Origin of the sequence: Clostridium ihumii AP5, assembly GCF_000612845.1 — a bacterium.
Taxonomy (GTDB): Bacteria; Bacillota; Clostridia; order Clostridiales; family Clostridiaceae; genus Clostridium_J; species Clostridium_J ihumii.
Genome location: NZ_CCAT010000016.1, coordinates 1 through 22,912 on the forward strand (window position 1 = coordinate 1; position 22,912 = coordinate 22,912).

15 protein-coding genes are annotated in these 22,912 nt (G+C 26.4%); 3 read left to right on the top strand and 12 right to left on the bottom strand.

The window, feature by feature from the left end; translation table 11 throughout:
* Positions 1-448: 448 nt before the first annotated feature.
* From BN346_RS03760 to BN346_RS03775, 4 genes are all read right to left on the bottom strand, one after another.
* Entirely contained in the window at positions 449-946 is a 498-nt protein-coding gene (locus BN346_RS03760; RefSeq protein ID WP_034439614.1) for an SEC-C metal-binding domain-containing protein, read from the bottom strand.
* A 135-nt stretch (positions 947-1,081) separates the two neighbouring features.
* On the bottom strand, positions 1,082-1,663 hold the full coding sequence (locus tag BN346_RS03765) for a GerMN domain-containing protein (protein WP_034439617.1): 582 nt from the start codon (positions 1,661-1,663) through the stop codon (positions 1,082-1,084).
* 39 nt (positions 1,664-1,702) lie between these two features.
* The gene (locus tag BN346_RS03770) at positions 1,703-2,488 is read right to left on the bottom strand and encodes an MBL fold metallo-hydrolase (protein ID WP_034439620.1); all 786 of its coding nucleotides are present in this window, start codon (positions 2,486-2,488) and stop codon (positions 1,703-1,705) included.
* A 140-nt stretch (positions 2,489-2,628) separates the two neighbouring features.
* Entirely contained in the window at positions 2,629-3,885 is a 1,257-nt protein-coding gene (locus BN346_RS03775) for a UDP-N-acetylglucosamine 1-carboxyvinyltransferase (protein ID WP_034439623.1), read from the bottom strand.
* Between the two features lie 446 nt (positions 3,886-4,331).
* On the opposite strand from BN346_RS03775, the gene BN346_RS03780 reads away from it, so the two are divergent.
* Complete coding sequence (locus tag BN346_RS03780) at positions 4,332-4,874, top strand: hypothetical protein (protein ID WP_034439626.1); 543 nt, start codon at positions 4,332-4,334, stop codon at positions 4,872-4,874.
* Between the two features lie 108 nt (positions 4,875-4,982).
* A complete protein-coding gene (locus BN346_RS03785) occupies positions 4,983-5,414 on the top strand; it encodes a DMT family transporter (RefSeq protein ID WP_034439629.1) in 432 nt (143 codons plus the stop codon).
* A 415-nt stretch (positions 5,415-5,829) separates the two neighbouring features.
* Here BN346_RS03785 and BN346_RS03790 read toward each other — a convergent pair whose 3' ends face one another.
* Positions 5,830-6,720, bottom strand: a complete 891-nt coding sequence (locus tag BN346_RS03790; RefSeq protein WP_034439632.1) for a selenium metabolism-associated LysR family transcriptional regulator — start codon at positions 6,718-6,720, stop codon at positions 5,830-5,832.
* 353 nt (positions 6,721-7,073) lie between these two features.
* On the opposite strand from BN346_RS03790, the gene BN346_RS03795 reads away from it, so the two are divergent.
* Positions 7,074-8,303 (top strand): S8 family serine peptidase, encoded by a 1,230-nt coding sequence (locus tag BN346_RS03795; RefSeq protein ID WP_034439635.1) that lies wholly within the window; start codon positions 7,074-7,076, stop codon positions 8,301-8,303.
* Between the two features lie 50 nt (positions 8,304-8,353).
* Here BN346_RS03795 and BN346_RS03800 read toward each other — a convergent pair whose 3' ends face one another.
* From BN346_RS03800 to argF, 7 genes are all read right to left on the bottom strand, one after another.
* Positions 8,354-9,595, bottom strand: a complete 1,242-nt coding sequence (locus tag BN346_RS03800) for a competence/damage-inducible protein A (RefSeq protein ID WP_034439638.1) — start codon at positions 9,593-9,595, stop codon at positions 8,354-8,356.
* A 123-nt stretch (positions 9,596-9,718) separates the two neighbouring features.
* On the bottom strand, positions 9,719-10,660 hold the full coding sequence (locus BN346_RS03805) for an NAD(P)-dependent oxidoreductase (protein ID WP_034439640.1): 942 nt from the start codon (positions 10,658-10,660) through the stop codon (positions 9,719-9,721).
* 71 nt (positions 10,661-10,731) lie between these two features.
* A complete protein-coding gene (locus BN346_RS03810) occupies positions 10,732-13,656 on the bottom strand; it encodes an insulinase family protein (RefSeq protein WP_034439641.1) in 2,925 nt (974 codons plus the stop codon).
* A gap of 41 nt (positions 13,657-13,697) precedes the next feature.
* Positions 13,698-19,088 (bottom strand): diguanylate cyclase, encoded by a 5,391-nt coding sequence (locus BN346_RS03815; RefSeq protein WP_034439643.1) that lies wholly within the window; start codon positions 19,086-19,088, stop codon positions 13,698-13,700.
* A gap of 259 nt (positions 19,089-19,347) precedes the next feature.
* On the bottom strand, positions 19,348-20,214 hold the full coding sequence (map, locus tag BN346_RS03820; protein WP_034439645.1) for a type I methionyl aminopeptidase: 867 nt from the start codon (positions 20,212-20,214) through the stop codon (positions 19,348-19,350).
* Positions 20,215-20,695: 481 nt separating this feature from the next.
* Positions 20,696-21,631: a carbamate kinase gene (arcC, locus tag BN346_RS03825; protein WP_034439647.1), complete on the bottom strand. Its 936-nt coding sequence runs from the start codon at positions 21,629-21,631 to the stop codon at positions 20,696-20,698.
* Between the two features lie 275 nt (positions 21,632-21,906).
* Entirely contained in the window at positions 21,907-22,902 is a 996-nt protein-coding gene (gene argF / locus BN346_RS03830) for an ornithine carbamoyltransferase (protein ID WP_034439649.1), read from the bottom strand.
* Positions 22,903-22,912 lie beyond the last annotated feature (10 nt).

Consider the following 22,912-nt stretch of genomic DNA (forward strand, 5'->3'; position numbering starts at 1 on the left):
TTTTTGCTATACATTATCTCATTTCTTTTATTTACATTTTTAATGTATTTAACTATAGATATAGACCCGCCAATAATGATAACAACACATATGCTTATTGCTGATATCAATCTTTTTCTATTTACCACAACATATTTTTTCTTCTTTTTACTCATACTACACCTCTTAAAAATATATACAATTAAACCTCTCTCTAAAATTTATATTTAATGTGGTTAAATTATAAGGCTTCAAACTCACTTTTCAATTTGTAATTTTAGTAAATTATACTTATAAGCTATTCTCAATCAAAATTCATCCCATTTTCCCATAATATACTATATATCAATATTTTAATATAAAATTTTTCTATAACACTAAAAATTTTAACACTTTATTAGGGAAAATTAATTACAATAAAATTAAATTACATAAAAAAACACCCTCACAGGGTGTTTTTATCAAAATACTATTTTCCACAGCATTTTTTGTATTTTTTACCACTTCCACATATGCAAGGATCATTTCTTCCGATTTTATGTTCCTTAACAATAGTTTTTGATGCTTTCCACTCGTCTCTGATTTCTTTTCTCTTTTCTTCTGAGAATATAGCATTCCATTGTGGTAAGCTATATAGATATTCTGCTTTAGATTCTAGCATGTTGAAATATAATTTTTCAAAATTAATTTTCATATCTATATCTGCATCTGCATTCATGTTTTCTAAATCTAATTCTTTTTCTATACTTTCATTTATTCCGTCTAAGAAGCCCATGAATTGAACATCAGTAACTCCATGATCAGCTGCTAAATCTTTAATTTTTCCTTTAACTACTCCATCTAGGTTAGTTAAAACTTTACTATATATAGCAGTTTCTATTCTTGCATATTCTTTCCAGAACGCTGGTTCTCCATTTGTTTTTACATAATCAACTACGTAATTTGTCCATTCGTTATATAAACTCATTTTCTTATCTCCTTTATAAATAAAAATTATATCTTATTTGTTTTTATATCTAATTTTGGGTTAATTATAATAAATATTTACAATAATTTCAATATATATTTAATTATTCAAATTAGTTCTTTACTATAGCTATATTTAGTTACCTTTAGCTATTTTTAAACTATCTATTTCTTGTGTTGAAAATGGCTTTGATATATCATAATTTCCACCAAGACTTTGGATAGTTTGATTTTCTACAGTAAGCATTAATTTACCTACTGATTCTAATTGTGATAAAGATGTTGATAAACATGTTAATAATGCCTTTTCCTCAGAAGCTGTAATTTTTAAGTCCTTATTATAACTTAAATTCAAATAAGCTATATCATCTTTAATTGAAAAACTTAAAACCCTTGTATCCTTTGGAAATATAGGCTTAGACTCGCTATTTACTGCTGGTCCTTTAATAAGTTCTTGAACTATTACTTCTCCAAACAGTTCTTCTCTATTAACTAACCTTTCTTCTTTAACAATTTTAACATCATTTTCATTTTTGCCTCCATTGAAGTACAAATTAATATCAATAGAGTCACCCTTATCTTTAGATTCTATATTTAGCTTTTCTATCTTTTCTTTGTTTAAAACAGTATTTTTATCTTTTTTTTCGCCACCAAATATTACTATAAATGCTGCTATTAATATAATTACTGAACAAATTATTACTACTTTCTTTTTCATAACTGCCCCCTTTGCATTAAAGTTATATCAAGCAAACTATTATAAATTTACAACTTCACTATGATTAGATCTATTTGCCATAGACAAATATACATCTTCTCCTATATTTACATTGTTTTCTTTTAAAATGCTACTCACTGTTTCATATGCTAATTGTGGATAATTATTAGTTTTACTTAAATGTCCTAAATATATTCTTTTTCTTCCACTTTTAATAAGTTCTAATATTGCATTTCCACATGCTTCATTAGATAAGTGGCCTACTTCACTTAATATTCTTCTCTTAAGTACATATGGATATGGTCCAAATTTAAGCATTTCAACATCATGATTACTTTCTAAAAGAAGTACATCTACTGAATTTAAAATATCCTTTATTTCATCTGAGAAACAACCTAAATCTGTTGCAATTGCAGCCTTACCCTTCTTAGTATTAAATAAATATCCTCTTGGGTCAACTGCATCATGCGATATTTTAAAATTTTCAATCTCTATATCTTTAATTGCTGTATATCTTGTATCCAATAGTTTTATATTTTCTTCCTTAACTTTACCTATTTTAGGCAGCATAGCTTCCCACGTTAACTCATTTGCATAAATAGGTATGTTGTGTTTTCTAGACATAACTCCAACAGATTTTATATGATCCGAATGTTCATGGGTAACGAAAATTCCATCTATACTTGAAGGTTCCTCACCTATAGCTCTAAGTTCTGCTTCAATATTTTTTCCTGCAACACCTGCATCTATCAATATTTTTGTATTTTCAGTTCCTACAAATATACTATTGCCACTACTACCACTAAATAATGGACAAAATTTCATATAAATCTCCTTTTCTTAACTATATTAGTTATCTAAACCACAATATGCTCTATCCACTGCTTATTTAATAATTTTAATTATAATTTAACATATATAAATTATTTTTAATTATTTACACAGCAAATTTTACATGCTTATTACTACTCTATAATTCTAGTTATATCGCAACCAAGCCCTCTTAATTTTTCTTCTATCTTAGGGTAACCTCTGTCAATATGTTGAACACCTTCAATTATAGTTTGACCCTCTGCAACTAATCCTGCTATAACTAATGCAGCCCCAGCTCTTAAATCTGTAGCCTTAACATGTGCGCCTTTTAATCTTTCAACACCATCGATTATAGCTATTCTATCTTCAGCAGTCATATTAGCACCCATTTTGTTTAACTCTGATAAATGTTTAAATCTATTTTCATAAATACTTTCATTTATTATACTTCTTCCATTAGCTACAGCTAACAATGCACTCATAGGTTGTTGCAAGTCAGTTGCAAATCCTGGATATGGAAGTGTTTTTATATTAACACCCTTTAATTTTTTATCTCTTTTTACTGTAACAGTATCATCTTCTTCAATTACCTCTGCACCCATTTCAATAAGTTTTGCAGATATTGATTCTAAGTGCTTTGGAATTACATTTTTTAATTTTACTTCTCCACCACAAGCTGCAGTAGCTATCATAAATGTTCCTGCCTCTATTTGGTCAGGAATTACAGAATAGTTGCATCCAACTAATTTTTCTACACCTGTGATTTTTATTGTATCTGTACCTGCACCTTTAATATTTGCTCCCATACTATTTAAGAAGTTAGCAACATCAACTACGTGCGGTTCTTTTGCTGAGTTTTCTAATATAGTTGTTCCTTCTGCAAAAGTTGCTGCAAACATAACATTTATAGTTGCACCAATACTTACTACATCAAAGTAAATACTAGTTCCTATTAATCTTTCAGCTTTTGCACTAAGTGAACCATGTTCTATAGTAACTTCAGCACCTAAAGCTTCTAATCCTTTTATGTGTTGATCTATAGGTCTACTTCCTATAGGACAACCCCCTGGAAGCTCTATTCTAGCTTCTTTAAATCTTCCTAGTAAAGCACCTAAGAAATAGTATGATGCTCTCATTTTTCTCATATCTTCACTATTTGCATTTAAACTTTTTACTTCTGTACTATCTATATTTATAACATTATTAATTTTTTCTACTTTACATCCTAATGATTCAAAAATTCGTTCTATGCAATTTACATCTTCAATTTCTGGGAAATTTTCAATACTGCATATACCTTCACTTGCCATAATTGCAGCTGTTAATATTGGTAATACTGCATTTTTAGCTCCACTTATTTCTACTTCTCCATATATGGATTTACCACCATTAATTATAAATTTTTCCATTACGGTATCATCCTCACTATTTTTTTTATATATATTCAAATTCTCATTTATTATCTTATTTCACACATATCATATTATATCACATACACTTTATATTTTTATATGTAAATTTAAAAATATAGAAATTATTCTCCATATTAATATAAATGTTATACTTATTATATGCAAGGTAATTTTTTTCATATGTGTTATTTTATTTCCTTGTAAATAAAATATATGATAAAATCCTTTATTTACCTTTGAAATAAAATATATTTATTAAGTTTTTTCTTTAATTAAATGTGAGTTATTTATTTCTTTTTTATACACTTATTATAATAAATCATTAAATTTCTTTAAAATTGAACTTAATGAATTTTCCCATAAATTATGCTATAATATTTAATATTATATTTTCAAGGATATAAAATAAAAATTTAGAAGCCTTTTGGTTATGGAGGATATCTATGAAATATTATCTAGTAGCATTATTTGATGATTCATCATCATCTTCTTTAATAGAATCACAAAAAATAGTAAGTAAGAGGTATAGACTATATAAAAACACACAAGTACTTCATATACCTTTAGGAGTAATTAACACTAATGATTTTGACAAGCTGGATTCACTATTATCTAAAATATTTAATCCATACAAAAAATTCAAAACTGTTGTTGATAATAATATAACTTTTAATGAAGATTTTAATTCTATTGGTTTTAGGGTTGAAGATAAAGGATATATAAATAAGATAATAAGAAATATCTTTGATACACTTACACTAAACGGCATTAATATAAAGCCTTTCAATGGAAGTATCTTAAACATCCCTATGGCTAATGCTAATCATTCTGTAAGAAAAGCTTCTAACAATTCACCATTAAGTATAAATCCTAAATTAAGCAAAGATGAAATATACTGTACTGGAAAAATTGCAAGCTTTCAAATTTGGAAACAACCAACTTCTAATAAAGAAATAATAAAGTCTTATGCTTTAAAAGACTATTAAATAAAATAATATGACTAGATAACTTAGTTAAGTTATCTAGTCATATTATTTTATGGATATTAATATTTTCCTTTGGTTAAACTATCCTTGTTAAAGGATGGTGATTTTATGATTGCTATAATAATAGCAATAATATCTGGCGTAAGTATGAGCCTACAAGGAGTTTTTAATACTAAACTATCTGAAAAGCTTGGTCTTTGGGAAACTAATGTAGTTAGCCAAGCCATTGCCTTAATAGTTACCCTTATTGTTATGATTTTTGCTGGAAAAGGTGACCTTAAAGCTATAAAAGATGTTAATAAATTTTATTTATTAAGTGGTGTTCTTGGTGCTGTTATAATCTACACCGTAATGAAAAGCATCTCATCCCTTGGCACATCTTGTGGAATTGGAATAATTCTCATAGCTCAACTTGGTGCTGCAGCTATAATCGATTCATTTGGACTATTTGGAACTGAAAAAACTCCCTATGGCATAAAAGAAATGCTTGGAATAGGCATAATGATAGCTGGTATTATAATTTTTAAATGGAAAAAATAATTGAAATAAAAAATAGACATATTAATCAATATGTCTATTTTTTAACTTGTACATAATATAAGGTTCCAAATTTAAAGCAATTTCTTTCTCAAATGATACTATTAAGCTTACAGTTTATTTTTATTTTTATATTTGGAACCAAGTAAGATTTAAGAGTGAAAAGTTATAGTTGGTATTACTCACTTCGTTCCTAATATCTAAAAATAGAAATGCTTAAAAACTACGTTTCTATATTGTTTTCAACTAATTTGCTCTGCAAATTTAATAAAAAATCATTCTTTAAAATTGGAAGTCCAATTTTTACATTCACTTTCAATTTTCAATTTTCAATTAAATTAATTAGAATTCTCAACTGAATCATGAATAACTTAAAGTTTAAACTGGTTTCCCTATATAATTAACCTTTTATTTATATTTATAAGTTATAGATTTCTTTACACATATTTAAAAAAGCATTTGCTATAGGTGTTAACGTTCTCCTTGAACTCATAGCTAAGTATATACTTCTTTTAAGTGATAAACCATCTACCTTACTAATTCTCATACCTTCTTTTTCTACTAAATCTTCACATAAACATTTTGAAAGTATTGATACTCCCAATCCCATTTTTAGTAACCTCATTTGTGCGTCTAAGCTATTTACTTCGCAAACTGTTTTTAATTTACCATTATCTACTCCTGCTTCAGCTAGTGCTGATTCTAGAGTTTTTCTTGTTGCAGATTCTTTCTCTCTTATTATAAATTTATAATTTAATAATTCCTCTACATTTAAAACTTCTGGTAAATTCATTTCTCGTTTTGATACAATTACTAACTCATCATCTACAATTTTATAATTATTAATTCTATTATTATGTATCATTGTTCCTACAATTCCAATTTCACAATTTAAATCTAATATGTCTTTTATTATTGCTACAGAACCTTGTTCTTTTATGTTAAATTTTACATTAGAATACGTATCATTAAATCTCTTTATTAATCCTGGTAATATTGAATTACAAGGTGTAGTACTTGCTGATATATTTAATTTACCTGATATATTATTGTTGAAATTAGACATATTTGTTATAGCATTATTTCTAGTATTTATTATATCTGTTGCATATTCTATGAAAGATTCTCCTGCTGGAGTTAGATTAACCTCTTTTGATGTTCTATCAAACAATTGTATTTTTAATTCTTTCTCTAAACTAGATATATTAGAACTTATTGTTGGCTGTGAAAGATAAATTGCATTAGCAGCCTTTGAAAAACTTCTTAGCTTCGCAACTGTAACGAAGGCTTCTAATTGTTTAAAGTCCATAAAATTCCCCCTAACATATTTTCAACACCACTTTTTTATTTAGTGTTTCAACTAAACCTAATTTCAAATTAGGCAAGTCCAAATATTAATTTTAATTATTTTATAAATTAGTTTATTTAGTAGAAATATAAAACTTTTATAATGGTTTTTACTAAAAGGTTAATTTTATAATTTCCTACATATCTATTATCTATATATTTATTTGTTTTTTCAATAGTATTTATTAAAAAAATAAATACTATACAGAATATTATTTATTTTCTGATTTGAATATCCATTATTTTACTTAGAATTTGTTACATTTAATAAGATAATTCATATACTATAATGTAACATTTAATAGGAGGTTTTTTATGTTCTCTCTTAAAAGAAAATTATCTCCCGCTCTAAAAGATTCGCTTAAAAATAATTTTTATAATAGATATAGAGTACTTATTGAATATAAATCTATAAAAAATGAAATCGAAAAAAAAATTAAATTCTCCAATGGTGAAATTCTTTTTTCTATTGAAGAAATTCAATGTATTGCCGCTAACATAAATACTACTACACTATTACGTCTCATAGAATTACCTGAGGTGAAATATATATTTCTAGATGAATATGCATTTTTATGTGGTCGTACACCTCTACTTTCTAATGGTGTTTCTCTACAAAGTAACAATAGTATATTAAAAGGTGATTACTCTTTATCTGGGCGAAACATTGGAATTGGGCTAGTTGATAGTGGTTGTTATCCTCATAAAGACATTATATATCCTAATAATAAAATTAAATGTTTTATAGATTTAATTAATGATTATAAATATCCTTATGATGACAATGGTCATGGTACATTTATATCTGGTGTACTTTGTGGCAGCGGCCATGAATCTAAAAATAAAAATCGTGGAATTGCTATAAATAGTCACTTATTAGTAGTTAAAGCCTTTGATAGTTCTGGCAAAGGTTATGTTTCCTCAACTTTAATGGCAATACAAAAAATCATTGAATTTAGTGAAGATTACAATGTAAAAGTTATTTGCTTACCTTTTGAAATATACAATACCTCTAATGATATTTTGTCATTATACTCAAAGATTTTTAAAATAGCATTACAAAAAAATATTATAATCATAGTTCCTTCTGGAAATAATGGCAATGAAGAGGACAGCATACGTGGTATTGCAACTTTAAAGGAAGTTATCACTATTGGTGGAATGGATACTCGTTTTGGTAATAACATATATCCATTTTCTTCTTGTGGATCATCTAAATCATCTTCTAAACCTGATTTTATTGCAGCCTCTGTTGATATAATTTCTTTAAACACAGATACAAATTATATTTCTGAAAGAAATGGACTAAAAATTTATCCTAAAAAGCTATCAAAACCTTATACTGAATATAGTGGCACATCGATTGCTTGTGCATATATATCTGGGGTTTGTGCTTTATTATATGAATATAATAGCGAACTTAATTTTAAAGATATATATGGACTCTTAAAAAGTTCATCATCTTTTATAAAAGAGAAAAAATGTATGCAAGGCAATGGTTATATAGACTTAAACAAAATTCTCCCCAAAAAAGATGGAAAGTAAATTAAAGGGATGATTCAAAAACAAACTTATTTTGAACCATCCCTTATATTTTAATAATTTCTTTTTATTAATTCTCTTCTTAAAAAGTCTAACAATGATTTCGTTGCTTTTTCTCTTATTTGTTGTCTATTTCCTGATAAGTTTAACTTCTTAACTTTAGTTTCCCCTTTAATACATATTCCTACATATACAAGTCCAACAGGCTTATCTTCGCTTCCACCGCCAGGGCCAGCTATCCCTGTTGTAGATAATCCAATATCTGCGCCTGACACTCTAGCTATTCCATATGCCATTTCCTTTGCAGTCTCTTCACTAACAGCAGTGTGAATATTTAAAGTTTCTTCTTCAACACCTAATCTTTTCATTTTAGCTTCGTTTGTATAAGTTACTGCACCTTCTAAAAATACAGATGATATACCAGGATAGTCTATTAACTTAGCTGCTAGCATACCTCCCGTACAAGATTCTGCTGTTGCTATAGTGATATTATTTTCTACTAACATCTTAGAAACTACTTCTTCTATTGTTGTATCTCCTAACCCATAAACATTTTCTTTAAATACATTTCTTATGTTATTTTCTATAGGTTTTATTAATTCATTAGCCTCAGTTTCACTTTCTGCTTTGGCTGTAATTCTAAAAGTTACTTCACCATCTTTTGCATACGGTGCTACCGTTGGATTAGTCTGATTTTCAAGTATATCCTTTATCATATCAGCAGCCATGCTCTCACCAATTCCTATAACTCTTAAGACTTTTGAAACTAAAATTTCAGTTTGATACTTCTTTAAATATGGAACTACACTTTCCTCAAACATTGGTTTCATTTCCTTTGGTGGTCCCGGTAAATTTATAAGAATTTTATTATTTTCTTCAATAATACATCCTGGTGCTGTTCCATTATTGTTTTGTAATATAATACAATCTTCAGGAAAATATGCTTGCTTTTTATTGCTATCAACCATTATTCTTCCTGTTTTTTTGAAATGTTCTTCTATTCTTTTCATTGATGGCTCATGTAATACACTTTTTTTATTAAAAAACTCAAAAGACATCTCTTTTGTTAAATCATCCTTAGTTGGTCCAAGTCCACCTGTTGTTATCACTAATTCAGCTCTTTTAAATGCCAAGTCGTAAGCTTCTTTTAATCTATTTTCATTGTCACCAACTACAGTTTGATGATAACAATATATTCCTAAATCACTTAATCTTTTAGCTAAGTATTGAGCATTTGTATTTACTATATCACCAAGTAATATCTCTGTTCCTACAGCTATAATTTCACACTTCATCTACGAATCACTTCTTTCAAATTAATTTATCTTGTAAAGATTAAACCTTTTGCATTGAAGTTTGTATTTCACTTCTAACTTTAAGTTCTAATTTTCTTTCACTGATATATTCTCTAAATAATATCAATATCCTTTATTTAAATCTACTTTAGTTATAACTTCTTCATCGCTTATATAATTTGATATATTTTGATATATATTAGAAAATCTTCTTACATTCCTCATCTCTGACACCCAGGAATTATGTGAACTTATAAGTACATTTTCTAATTTCCAAATTTCATTATCATCCCTTAACGGCTCCTCTTCAAATACATCTAATGCAGCCATTTTTATTTTTTTATTTTTCAATGCTTTTATTAATTCTTTTTCATCAACTATATCTCCCCTAGATATGTTTATAAAGTATACTCCATCTTTCATATTATCTATCATATCTTTATTCACTAACTTATAAGTGTCTTTTGTATACGGTATAGTTACAACAACTATGTCACTTTTGCTTAAAATTTTATGTGATTCTTTCATTGAAAAGCACTGTTTAAAATAATCAACACTATGACCCGTAGTATTAATCCCACAAATATTACATTCAAATGCCTCAAGTCTTTTAGCTGCTTCTGTTGCTATATTGCCTGTTCCTATAAAAGTAACATTTTTATCTGTTAGCTCTAAAATATCCATATTTGTTTTCCATTTATTTTTCTCTTGATTACTATAAATCATTTTACTTTCCTTTAACATTTCTAATATTTTTAGAACTATCCACTCACCTATTGGAACATTATATCCATATTTGTTATTACAAAGTGTTATATTATTTTTCTTTACTATATCAAGTGGAACCTGATCTATTCCTGTACTTGTTAATAAAATAAGTTTTAAATTTTCCATTCTTTCTATATCTAAAGTTTTAAAAGGATTATAGCATGCAAGTATCTCTATATCTTTTAGTTCATCAGTGTAATATAAATCTTTTTCACTTTTTACAATTATATCTAAACCAAGTTTTTTTAATTTTTCTAGTTTTTCATCACCATAATTATATGTAAATAATGCTTTCATTTTTCTACCCCTTAACTCTATTTTTACTTTTTTAAAGGGAGCCTTTATTTTAAAAGCTCCCCTAATAATTATTAAAAAACTGTTTCCAGACTATTGAATAACTCTTTATTTTCTTTTATTTTCTTGTCATTTCCCAAAACATCATAAAAATCTTTTTCAAGAACATCAGAAATTAACTTTTTATAATTTCTTATATCCTCTTGTGTTGTACTTAAAACTTCTTCTCTTTCACGTTTTAAGTCATCCATTGATATTCCTCTTATATGCATACTTATAGCTTTTTCGCCTTTCATAGATGGTGTTAGTGGCATATCTAGGTCACTTATTGTACCAATTATATATTTTGTCATTTCTCTTTCTGTTGTAGAGAAGTTATTTAAGTATTCTACAACATTATTGTATGCATCTAGTGTCTCTTTTAAATTTGGATCTCTATATGAAACAAAGACTAAGTTACCACTCATTGCTAAGCTACTCATCGCACCATATGCTCCACCTTGAACTCTAATTTTATTCCATAAGTAATCTAATTGCATAACTGTTTTTAAAACTAATAATTTTCCGCTATAGTCATATCCTAATTGCTTGAAATTGTATCCTTTAGCTACATACTGAACATTTGATGGTGTTAATAAACCTTCATTTTTTCTTTCAACTTCAAACTTGTATGGTTGTTTTTCACATTTTTCATCTTTTAAAGATTTACTTATTATTCCTATATTATTTTTAAGTGCTTCTACTTCTTCTTTTTCACCAGTTATAGCAATCATCAAATTATCTTTATTAAATACTAATTTTTTAATTTGTTCTAGTTTATTGATTAAATTATCTACTTCATTATCAAAATTAGAATCAATTTTTTGTAAGAATTTATAATAACTTAATCCTGCTACTTTATCTATACAACTTGAAACTCCTGAATAATATGAATTAAGTCTTAATGCTGCTACTTGGTGACCTCTATCAATCATAACCATTTCTATTCTTGATTTTAATTGTCTAATAACTTCTTTTAATCTTTTTTTATCATCAAACTTAGTTTCATTGTATATCTCTGATAATAGTTCTAATTGTTTTGGAACTTTATCAACCATTGCTTTAGATGAACCTATAACATAAGGATAGAATTTATTAGTATCATCTTTGTCTCCATATACTTCACTTGTAAAATAAATGCCACCAGTATTTATTAATACATCATTTGATAAATCTATATATCCTCTTCTTTCTGTATTAACTTTTCCTAATAAAGATGTTAAAAGACTTAAATAACATATGTCTTCTTGTTTTATACAATCACAATTAAAATGCATATTTATATAAGCTATTTTACTTGTAAATGTATCATGCCATAATATTTTAATTCCATCTTTTTCATCTTCTTTGACACTTAAATCTTCTACATTATGATCAATATCTTCTAAATCTAATAATGGTATTGTCTCTAAAGCCTCTTTTGTATCTGGTGTATTTTGTCTCTTTATTAAATTCTTTGTATTTTCAACTATTTTATTTATTTCTTCTTTACTTAATGTTTCCTTATACTGTCTTAATTTCTCTTTTAACTTCCCATTTCTTTCTTCCGCTAAACCTTTTTTAGGTTTTAATATTAAAAGAGATGTATGCTTATTATCTAAAAGATATTTTTCTATTAAATTTTCAAAGTAATTTTCTTTAATTCCTTCTTTTATAATAGAAAGCACTTTATCATATTGTAAGTGAACAAGTGCATTTTTATCGTGCATCCAGCTGTCCATAGCAGTTATATAATAAAATAGTCCCTTTGGAAGTCCTTGAAAATCAGCTTCTCTTAGCTTAAATTCAGTTATATTTAAACAAGCTTCTATTAACTTTTTATCTATTCCATTTTTAACTAAATCTTTTAATGTATTTTCAACTATATTTTCAAACTCTTCTTTTTTATTTTCTTCTGAATTTTTTACTATTATACTAAACACTGGTTGAAGTATACTACTATCAAAACTTCCATAAACATCTTTTCCTATATTTGCATCTATTAATGCTTTCTTTAATGGTGCTCCCTGTGCTTCTAGTAATAAATGCTCTAATATATCAAGTGATAAATGTAATTCTTCATCATATGATTTACCTGTTACATAGTTTAATGCTAAAAATGTTTTTTCTTCTTCTGTCTCTTCTTCTGTTATTGAGTATTCTGTAGTTACATAATTTCTATCATTAAAAGACTCTTGTTCTTTAATTTCTGAATTAACTTCTTTATATTCAAATCTTGATAAATATTCATTATCTATAAATTCTAATGCTTTATCTAAATCAACATCACCATATAAGAAAATATAACTATTAGATGGATGATAATATTTAGAATGAAATTCTGTAAATTCTTCTTGAGTTAATTCTGGAATAAATTCAGGGTCTCCACCAGATTCCACTCCATAAGTTGTGTCTTTAAATAGAGTTTCTTGTATTTTTCTCATTAAAACTCCCTCAGGAGAAGAAAATGCTCCTTGCATTTCATTATAAACAACGCCTTTATATTTAAGTTCATCCTCTGGATTTTCAAGTTCATAATGCCATCCTTCTTGCATTAAAATCTCTGGTGTATTGTAAATATTAGGATAAAAAACCGCATCTAAATATACATCCATTAGATTGAAAAAGTCCTTATTATTTTTACTTGCTAATGGATAAATAGTTTTATCTGCAAAAGTCATTGCATTTAAAAAAGTATTTAAAGAACCTTTTATTAATTCTACAAATGGCTCCTTTGTTGGGAATTTTCTTGATCCACATAATACACTATGCTCTATAATATGAGCAACACCTGTACTATTCTCTGGAGGTGTCTTAAATCCTATAGTAAATACCTTATTAGTATCTTTATTTCCTAAATACAAAAGTTTTGCCTTTGTCTTTTCATGTTCAAATATTTTAGCTGTTGAATTAATCTCATCAACTTTTGTTTCCTCAACAAATTTAAATCCATGGTAATTTTTACATTTATCGCAGCCCATATTTCTGCCTCCTTATGTTAATTGTATTTTTATCATATTTCTTATAATCGTGGTATCATTATCTTTCCAATCATTGAAATAATGTTAGCATCTTCCATATTAAACTCTTTTTTCTTTGCATGTACAGATAAACATAAAATTGCTTTTACATTATCACTACTTATCACTGGAACCATTAATATTGATTTACATTCTACTAACATAGATGTATTTCTATCTTTATTATTAATAATTTCCCCAGTATTATCCCATTCAATCGTATTAATAGTTTTCTTATTTTTTATAACATCTTCTATTAAATTTCTGTCATAATAATCTATTGATGACCATTCTGTATCAAAGGCTTTTCTTGTATATTTCTCAATAATTTTTTCATTTTCAATAATAAATAACGATACAGTATCACACTCCATAGTTTCAATTATTTTTCCTAGACAAATATATAAAACATTTTCTTTTACTTTATTTTCTGCAACAATTTCAATTACCTCCATAATAGTTGTTGCAGTTCTTATATCTCTATTAATATTTCCTGATATTATACCTGTTATTTTATCTAAGGAATTTAACTTACACTTATAAGTTTCATCCCAAACAAGAGATTTATTTCTTCCTGAATTTTTAGCAGCATACAATGCCTGATCTACCTTTTCTACTAATTCATCGTAATTCAATGCATGACTTGGATAATTTGCAACGCCTATGCTAATAGTAACATCAATTTTTCCTTGTAAAATATCCTTTTCTTTAACACCTTTTCTAATTCTCTCAGCAATTTTAAGTGCTTCTTCTGAATTAGTATCTGGTAAAACTACTATGAATTCCTCTCCGCCATATCGTCCACAAACATCTGTTTCTCTAATATTTTTCATAGCCTCTTGGCATATATCCCTTAAAACATCGTCTCCTCTTCTATGACCAAATTTATCATTTATATTTTTAAAGAAATCTATATCAAACATAAGTATAGAAAAACTTGAGTTACATTCGCTACTGCATTTTATTTGATTAACTATAGCTTTTTCTAAATATTTTCTAGTTATTGTTCCTGTTAACTTATCTAGTGATGAATTCAACTCTACTAAATGTTTATCTATAAGCACACCTAAAATTTTACAAAGTTTCAAACATATATTCAATGTGTTTTCATTTATATTATTTAGTATTTTATCTGATTCTAAATATAGATATCCCTTTATTTCACTATTATTTCGTGTGTTTACCTTTCTATTTTGTGCAATAACTTGTAATTTATTATCCATAATTACTGGTATACACATTTTTGATTTTGCACCTATTGTACTTTTTTTACATATTTCTAAATCTATATAGTCCATATATTGTTCATATTCAATTATTGGCTTTCTTCTATCTCTAACCTTGTTTATTATACATATATCTTTGGGAAGTTCTTTTATATGATTATTCTCTTGTAAAACTTCATATTGTTTATCATTTTCTATAACAACCATTACTTTGCTTGATATAGTTAGATAACTAATGTAATTTAAAATTAAACTTATATTATATAAAGTATCCTCTGCAAATTTATTCAATAAATCATCTGTTGATTTAATTTTTAAACCTTTTATAATAGCATTAGATTCTTTCAGTTTTTTACACATTATATTACTAAACATAAATTCTTCATTTAGTATATCCTTAAATGTTTTTTTAATTTTCTCATCATCATTAAATTCTATTTCATATTCTTGTAAATCTAAAACTTCTTTTCCTCGCTTATAGAATTCAAGTAGTGATTTGAATTTTGTAAAAACAATATGCATATTATTTTTTTGTAAAATTCCCATTCTTAAATATCTAGGAACTTGAAGTGTTATATCTATAACACTTCCACAACTTTCAAAATAATATATTGATGCATAATCATATTGCCCTTTATTTAGGAAATAATCCCCAATACACATAAGAACTATCCAAAGTATTAATTCATCACTACTTTGTTGTAATTTATTAAAAATATCATATAATTTATTTAAACTTATATCTTCATATAAGACATGATTAAAAAATTCTAACTTTATTATATTTCCATTAAACTCTATACAATCCTTATATTCATTTATCACTTCCAATAGTTTTTTAGCTTCTTCTAAATTTCCATTAGAATATAAACTAGTTATGCTTAGGAAAATTATTCCTATAATAGATTCTTTATTTGGAGCATAATCTAACATCTCTTTTAGAGATTTTAATTCTCCCTTTATTATAAGTTCCTTATTTTTCTCAAGACATAATAAATCATATAATGTATCTACTTCTCTTTTTACAACAGACCCAGTACTTTTGTACATTAACTTTGCTGATTCTAGTGATTTTTCAGCTTCATCAAATTTTCCTGATATATAATTAAATTTATATTCTAATATATAAAATTGTGCTTTATCCCTTATATCTAAATCATCACTTAGTACATAATCCTTAGAATAAATATAATATCTATATGATTCACTATATTTTCCAAGTTTAAATAGCAATGAAGATATATATAATTTACTGTACAATTCAAATGTTGTATTTCCTTGTGCCCTAGCTTTTTTTATTGCACTTTTAAATGTTTTATAGCATTCATCATACTGATCTAAACTATATTGTATAAATCCAACATTTATAAGTCCAAGTAATTCAAAGTATTCAAAGCTATTATTTTCACCAATTCTTTTAACTTCTTTAAAACATTTTAACCCATTATCTATATCTTCATAAAAATCACTATATATAATACCCATGCTATTATACATTTTAGCTTTTTGAATAGAGTTTTTTGAATCGCATATCTTAATTGCTTCCTTTAATATTGGCAATACTTCTTCAGGTTTCTCTAATATTACAAGTGTTCTAGTCATTAATTCATAAAATTTAACTTTATACTCTATATTCTTCTCATCACATAATCCAATACCTATATTACACATCTTATAACAATTAATATAATCTAATTTATTAAAGTATATTTGTGCTTTTATAAGTACATATGATATATTTCCTTCTTCATAATTACATTTTTTAAATAGCTCCTCTAGCTTATTTTGATACTTCTCAACTTCTTCATAATGTGTCTTTACAAAGTGTAAGTACATTAACTCCAATGTAGCGTCTATAGTTAATATAATCCATCCATTTTCTTCTCCTATTTCACTTGCTTTTTCAAAGCATTTCATAGATTGTTCTATTTCTCTTGAGTCTTTATATAATTGACCTGTCTTTATAAGTAATTTTACTAACTCTACATCATATTCTTCTAGGGTTACTCTTTTTATTATTTTTAAATAATTTTTTATAGTATCCCTCTTATTATTTATTTTCAACATTCTTTCTGCATTTATGTTACAAAAATATTTTATTTCATCTTTAAGATTAGCCTTTTCCACATGGTATATTATCTCTTCTATATAATCATAATTCTCAATTAAATAGCTTTGCTTTAAAGTTTTATACGCTAATTTGTGCATATCAATTCTTTCATCATCTTTTATATTTTTATATAAAAAAACTTTTAAAAACTTATTATAAAAATCATATACAAATCCACTATCCTCTATTTTTCTGCATAAGATTCCTGATGATATAAGTTCATTAATTTTTTCTCTTAAAACATCTCTATCTACATTAGTTATTTTAAGAATTAATTGCATGGATACACCTTTATTAAATATAGCCATTGTTTTTAAAATTTTATATGTTATATCATCAAATCCCCATATTTGTTGTTCTATTTCATCATATATTTTTTTAGGCAAACTAAATTTACTTAAAATTAATTCATCCATACTATTTCCATTTGAACAATTCAACTCTGGATTTTTAAGTAACTCTTCTATAAACAATGGATTTCCCTTACTTATACTATACATTGCATCAATAAATTCTTTTTCTAAATTTCCTTTAGATAATATATTTTTTATCATTTCTCTGGTTTCATCTATATTAAGTTCCTTTATTCTTATATTTAGCCTTATATTATCCTCAACTTTATTTAAAAACTCCATAAATTTTTTATTTCTAAGGCATTGTCCATCACAATAACTAAAAATTACTAAAACCTTACTATTTTTATTATATTTTTTAAAATTATATAAAAATAATTTTAAAGTATACTCATCTGCATAGTCTAAATTGTCCAATATAATTACAATAGGTTTCTCTTCAAATGTTTCATCTAAAAAATAACTTATTTCACTTATGCATTTTAGACCTTCTTTTCTATTAAAATATGTTACATCATCAATATCATCAAACAATTCTGGAACAAACTTAGCTAATGTTTTTTTATATTTTTCTATTACACTTTTGCTTGAATCCTTAATAATATCTTTTAAAATATAATTTAAAAACATATTATGTTCTTTAAAGTTATCTTTTAAATTGCTATATATCTTTACTCCATTTAAATTTAGTACATACTCTAAATATTTTAAAAATGTAGTTTTTCCTATTCCAAACTCTCCATGTATAGCTATAGTTTTATCTATTACTTCATACTTGTTTATAGATTCATAAACACTTAAAATTGATGCTACTTCTTCATTCCTTCCAACTACTTTTGTATCAAAGTTAAGTATATTGGCTGATTCAATTTTTAATTCACTGTCATTTACCTCATAAATTTTTGATATGTCTGATATTACACCATCTATATTTTTATATCTTTCTCTAGAATCTATGTTTATCATTTTCTTTACAATTTCGCATAAATCATTATCTATATATTCTGACAATTTCCACTTGTTATAACCATTATTTATATTTTTTATTATTGATTGTAATATGATACTATTAACATTTATTTCTTTGTACTTTAAAAATAAAATTAATAAGAAAACACCCAATGCATATATTTGCTTACTTTTTTCATTTTCTTCATTATATCCTTCATATGGTTTAAATAGTTCTTTGTTTTCTTGTTCTTCACTAAACTCATACTTGGTAAGCTCTACTGATAGTATATCTTTTAAAATTATCTCATCTTTATCAACATCATAATAAACTACATCATCATTTAAGTATTTATAATTAAATCCTTTATCATTTAAATATTTTATTTCATTACACAACTTTATAAATACATGAATTATTTCTTCTCTATTTGAAAATTTAATATTACATAAATGTTTATCTGAATCTATTATTTTATTAGTATAATAATATGTTTTTTTTAAAGCTGCTTTATTATCTATATCTTTTACAAGTCCAAATTCATGAATAGGTATTAATCCTTTTTGATTTAAAATACTTAAGCTAGAGCAAGATTCTATACAAAAATTTATGAAATTTTGAGATATGGTATTAGCATCAAGAATGGTAATAGCTACTTTTACATTATTTTTCAAATCAATTCCATGATATATGGAATAAATTCTACTACTCTTTATTAATTTTGTTATTTTATATCTATTATTTAACACTTCCATTCTTATATCTCTCCCCACCCATTTAAATTTTTTCAAAATAATATATGTATATTTCTTGTACATAACTTTAGAACTCATATAATTTTATAGATAATTTAAAGTTAAGCTTGGAATTTTAAAATTCCAAGCTTAACTTTTAGCATATTTAAGTTTTAACTATTTATAAACTCTAAAGTATAATATATAATTTTTTATTTTTAAGTTCATATATATATTATACTACTTTTAAAGAGTTTTTTGTTAATTTTTTACATATTATTTAAGTTAATATTTCCACGCCATCTTCAGTAACTCTAACAGTATGCTCCCATTGAGCTGATAACTTACCATCTTTTGTTAAAGTAGTCCACTCATCATCTAATATTCTAACTTCTGGAACTCCTAAATTTAGCATTGGTTCAATAGTAAATGTCATGTTTGGCAATAATATCATACCTTCACCTTTGTTACCAACATGTGATACAAATGGCTCTTCATGGAACTCTCTACCTATTCCATGTCCTCCAAATTCATATACAACTGAATAACCATTTTCTTCAGCATGCTTTTGAACCTCATATGCTATGTCTCCAATAGTTGCAAATGGTTTTACTTGCTTTATTCCTATATCTAAACATTCCTTAGCTACTTTAACTAAGTTTTTAGCTTCTTCTGATGCATTTCCCATTATATACATTCTGCTAGCATCTCCATAATAACCATCTACTATTGTTGTTACATCAACATTAACAATATCACCATCTTTTAATACTGTATTTTCATCTGGAATACCATGACATACAACTTCATTTATTGACACACATGTGCTCTTTGGATATCCACAATATCCAAGTGGTGCTGGATAAGCATTATGTTCTACAGTGTATTCATGCACCCATGTATTTATCTCCTCAGTTGTTACTCCAACCTTTATTCTTTCTCCAACCATATCTAGAATTTCTCTAGTAAGTTTAGATGCCTTTCTTATTCCCTCTATTTCTTCTTCCGTTTTTATAACTTCTTTTGGTATCTCATACCCTACTTCATCACTTAATATTTTTAATCTCATATCACTTTCCATGTGACACTTTTTATATTTTTTTTCGCTTCCGCACCAACAAAAATCATTTCTATTAATTTTGTTCATATATATTTTGCTATTTAAATTTAATAGCTCTCGCTATTTTTGTTACTAAATTTAAATAACCTCTCCTTCCTAAAATACTACGTGTAACATTACGTAAATTTATAACTACAATCATTCGTAATACTATTTTAACTCTTTTTATATAAAAAGACTATTATAGTAATTCATTTTGAATAACTTTTATTATCTACAGGGTTCCAAGTTCAAATTTAAAGTAATGTCTTTCTCAAATGATATTATTAAGCTTACAGTTTATTTTTATATTTGGAACCAAGTAAAAGTTAAGAGTGAAAAGTTATAGTTGATATTATTCACTTCGTTCTTAATATTTATAAATACAAGACCATAAAAACTACATTTTTATATAACAATCTTAAATTCAAGCTTTTTTCCATGTATTTATATATACATTTACTTTTTATTTTAAAATTATTCTCAAAATAAAAAGTTATTGCTTCACTTAGCAATAACTTTTATATATCTATTTTTCTATTATAGTTCCTGTTTTTCCATGTAGTGCTTCTTTTGCTTTTTCAAGTGATGTTATTAATGCTTTTCCATTAGATACTGATTTAACAAAATCTAAACAAGCTTCGACTTTTGGAAGCATTGAACCTTTTGCGAAGTGTCCCTCTTTTAAATATTTTTCAGCTTCATCTATAGTCATAGAATCTAATTCTTTTTGACTTGGCTTATTAAAGTTTATAGATACTTTATCTACAGCTGTTAATATTAATAACATCTCAGCATCTAAATCTTTAGCAAGTCTTGCACTAGATTTATCTTTATCTATAACTGCTGCTACACCTCTTAAACTTTCATTTTCAGCTTCAACTACAGGGATTCCACCACCACCTACAGTAATAACTATTGTTCCACTTTCCACAAGGTTTTTAACTGTGTCTAATTCAACAATTCTTTTGGGCATAGGTGATGCAACTACTCTTCTATATCCCCTTCCAGCGTCCTCTACAAATGTAAATCCTTTTTCTTTTGATATTTTATCTGCTTCCTCTTTGCTGTAAAACATTCCAACAGGTTTACTAAGATTTTTAAAAGCCTCATCTTTTTCATCTACTACAACTTGTGTAACTATTGTTACAACGTCTTTTTTTATATTTCTTCTTTTTAATTCTGCTCCTATTGATTGTTGAAGATGATAACCTATATAACCTTGACTCATTGCTCCACATTCTGCAAATGGCATAGCTGGAGTATTAGCTCCATTATTTGCTGCAAACTCCATTCCTAAATTTATCATACCTACTTGTGGTCCATTTCCATGCCCAACTATTACATTATATCCGTCCTCAGCTAAATCTACTATTGTAGTAGCTGTATGTTTCACCAATTCTAATTGTTCCTCTGGAGTTTTTCCTAATGCATTACCCCCTAATGCAATAACTAATTTTTTCATAAAAATTGCCCCCTATTATACACTTAAATATATAAAACCAAAGTGTTAATGTATTTATAGGTTTTCAAATTAACTTTTTAACTTATTGATTTTAAAATTTAAACATACTTCTTAGTGAACCATGCTCAGAAATACTTCAAAATTTGTATTTTATTTTAAATCCAAAATTTTTTAGGGTTTGTGCATAAGTTAAAGTTGGAGCTTGTTTTCCTATATCTATATTATCACTTTGGTCTTATTTTACTTTTTCACAGATATCTATTTTTTATATACTTCTATAGTCCTATTGTTGCTGCCATTACAGCTTTTATTGTATGCATTCTATTTTCAGCTTCATCAAATACCATAGATTGTTTTGATTCAAAAACTTCATCAGTAACTTCCATTTCAGTTATTCCAAATTTTTCTCCCATTTGTTTTCCTACAGTAGTTTTTAAATCATGGAATGCTGGTAGACAATGCATAAATATTGCATTTTTATTTGCATTATCCATAACTTTTTTATTTACTTGGAATGGTTTTAATTCTTTTATTCTTGATTCCCAAACTTCATCTGGTTCTCCCATTGATACCCAAACATCAGTATATATTACATCTGCATTTTTTGTTCCTTCCATAACATCTTCTGTTAATGTTATAGTACATTCATTTTCTTTTGCAATTTCTTTACATGTATTAACTAATTCTTCTGCTGGGAATAGGTCTTTTGGTGCACATGCAGTGAAATTTAATCCCATTTTTGCACAAGCAACCATCAATGAATTTCCCATATTATTTCTTGCATCTCCCATGTAAACAAAGTTTATGCCTTTTAATCTACCAAATTTCTCTTCAATAGTTAATAAATCTGCAAGCATTTGTGTTGGGTGGAATTCAGTTGTTAACCCATTCCAAACTGGTACTCCAGCATATGCTGCAAGTTCTTCAACTATAGATTGATCAAATCCTCTATATTCTATTCCATCATACATTCTTCCAAGTACTCTTGCTGTATCTGCTATTGACTCTTTTTTACCCATTTGAGAACCTGTAGGTCCAAGGTAAGTAACTCCCATACCTAAATCCATAGCACCAACTTCAAATGAACATCTTGTTCTTGTTGAATCCTTTGCAAATAGTATTGCTACATTTTTTCCTTCTAATCTTTTATGTGCTATACCTGCTCTTTTTAATTCCTTTAAATTTTTAGATAAATCTAATAAGTATCTTATTTCCTCTGGTGTAAAATCTAATAATTTTAAAAATGAACGTCCCCTTAAATTAATTGCCATTTTAAAAAAC

Excerpts from the sequence above, each read along its gene's own strand:
- BN346_RS03760 (WP_034439614.1), bottom strand. The coding sequence starts at position 946 with ATGAGTTTATATAACGAATGGACAAATTACGTAGTTGATTATGTAAAA.
- BN346_RS03765 (WP_034439617.1), bottom strand. The coding sequence starts at position 1,663 with ATGAAAAAGAAAGTAGTAATAATTTGTTCAGTAATTATATTAATAGCA.
- BN346_RS03770 (WP_034439620.1), bottom strand. The coding sequence starts at position 2,488 with ATGAAATTTTGTCCATTATTTAGTGGTAGTAGTGGCAATAGTATATTT.
- BN346_RS03775 (WP_034439623.1), bottom strand. The coding sequence starts at position 3,885 with ATGGAAAAATTTATAATTAATGGTGGTAAATCCATATATGGAGAAGTA.
- BN346_RS03780 (WP_034439626.1), top strand. The coding sequence starts at position 4,332 with ATGAAATATTATCTAGTAGCATTATTTGATGATTCATCATCATCTTCT.
- BN346_RS03785 (WP_034439629.1), top strand. The coding sequence starts at position 4,983 with ATGATTGCTATAATAATAGCAATAATATCTGGCGTAAGTATGAGCCTA.
- BN346_RS03790 (WP_034439632.1), bottom strand. The coding sequence starts at position 6,720 with ATGGACTTTAAACAATTAGAAGCCTTCGTTACAGTTGCGAAGCTAAGA.
- BN346_RS03795 (WP_034439635.1), top strand. The coding sequence starts at position 7,074 with ATGTTCTCTCTTAAAAGAAAATTATCTCCCGCTCTAAAAGATTCGCTT.
- BN346_RS03800 (WP_034439638.1), bottom strand. The coding sequence starts at position 9,595 with ATGAAGTGTGAAATTATAGCTGTAGGAACAGAGATATTACTTGGTGAT.
- BN346_RS03805 (WP_034439640.1), bottom strand. The coding sequence starts at position 10,660 with ATGAAAGCATTATTTACATATAATTATGGTGATGAAAAACTAGAAAAA.
- BN346_RS03810 (WP_034439641.1), bottom strand. The coding sequence starts at position 13,656 with ATGGGCTGCGATAAATGTAAAAATTACCATGGATTTAAATTTGTTGAG.
- BN346_RS03815 (WP_034439643.1), bottom strand. The coding sequence starts at position 19,088 with ATGGAAGTGTTAAATAATAGATATAAAATAACAAAATTAATAAAGAGT.
- map (WP_034439645.1), bottom strand. The coding sequence starts at position 20,214 with ATGAACAAAATTAATAGAAATGATTTTTGTTGGTGCGGAAGCGAAAAA.
- arcC (WP_034439647.1), bottom strand. The coding sequence starts at position 21,631 with ATGAAAAAATTAGTTATTGCATTAGGGGGTAATGCATTAGGAAAAACT.
- argF (WP_034439649.1), bottom strand. The coding sequence starts at position 22,902 with ATGGCAATTAATTTAAGGGGACGTTCATTTTTAAAATTATTAGATTTT.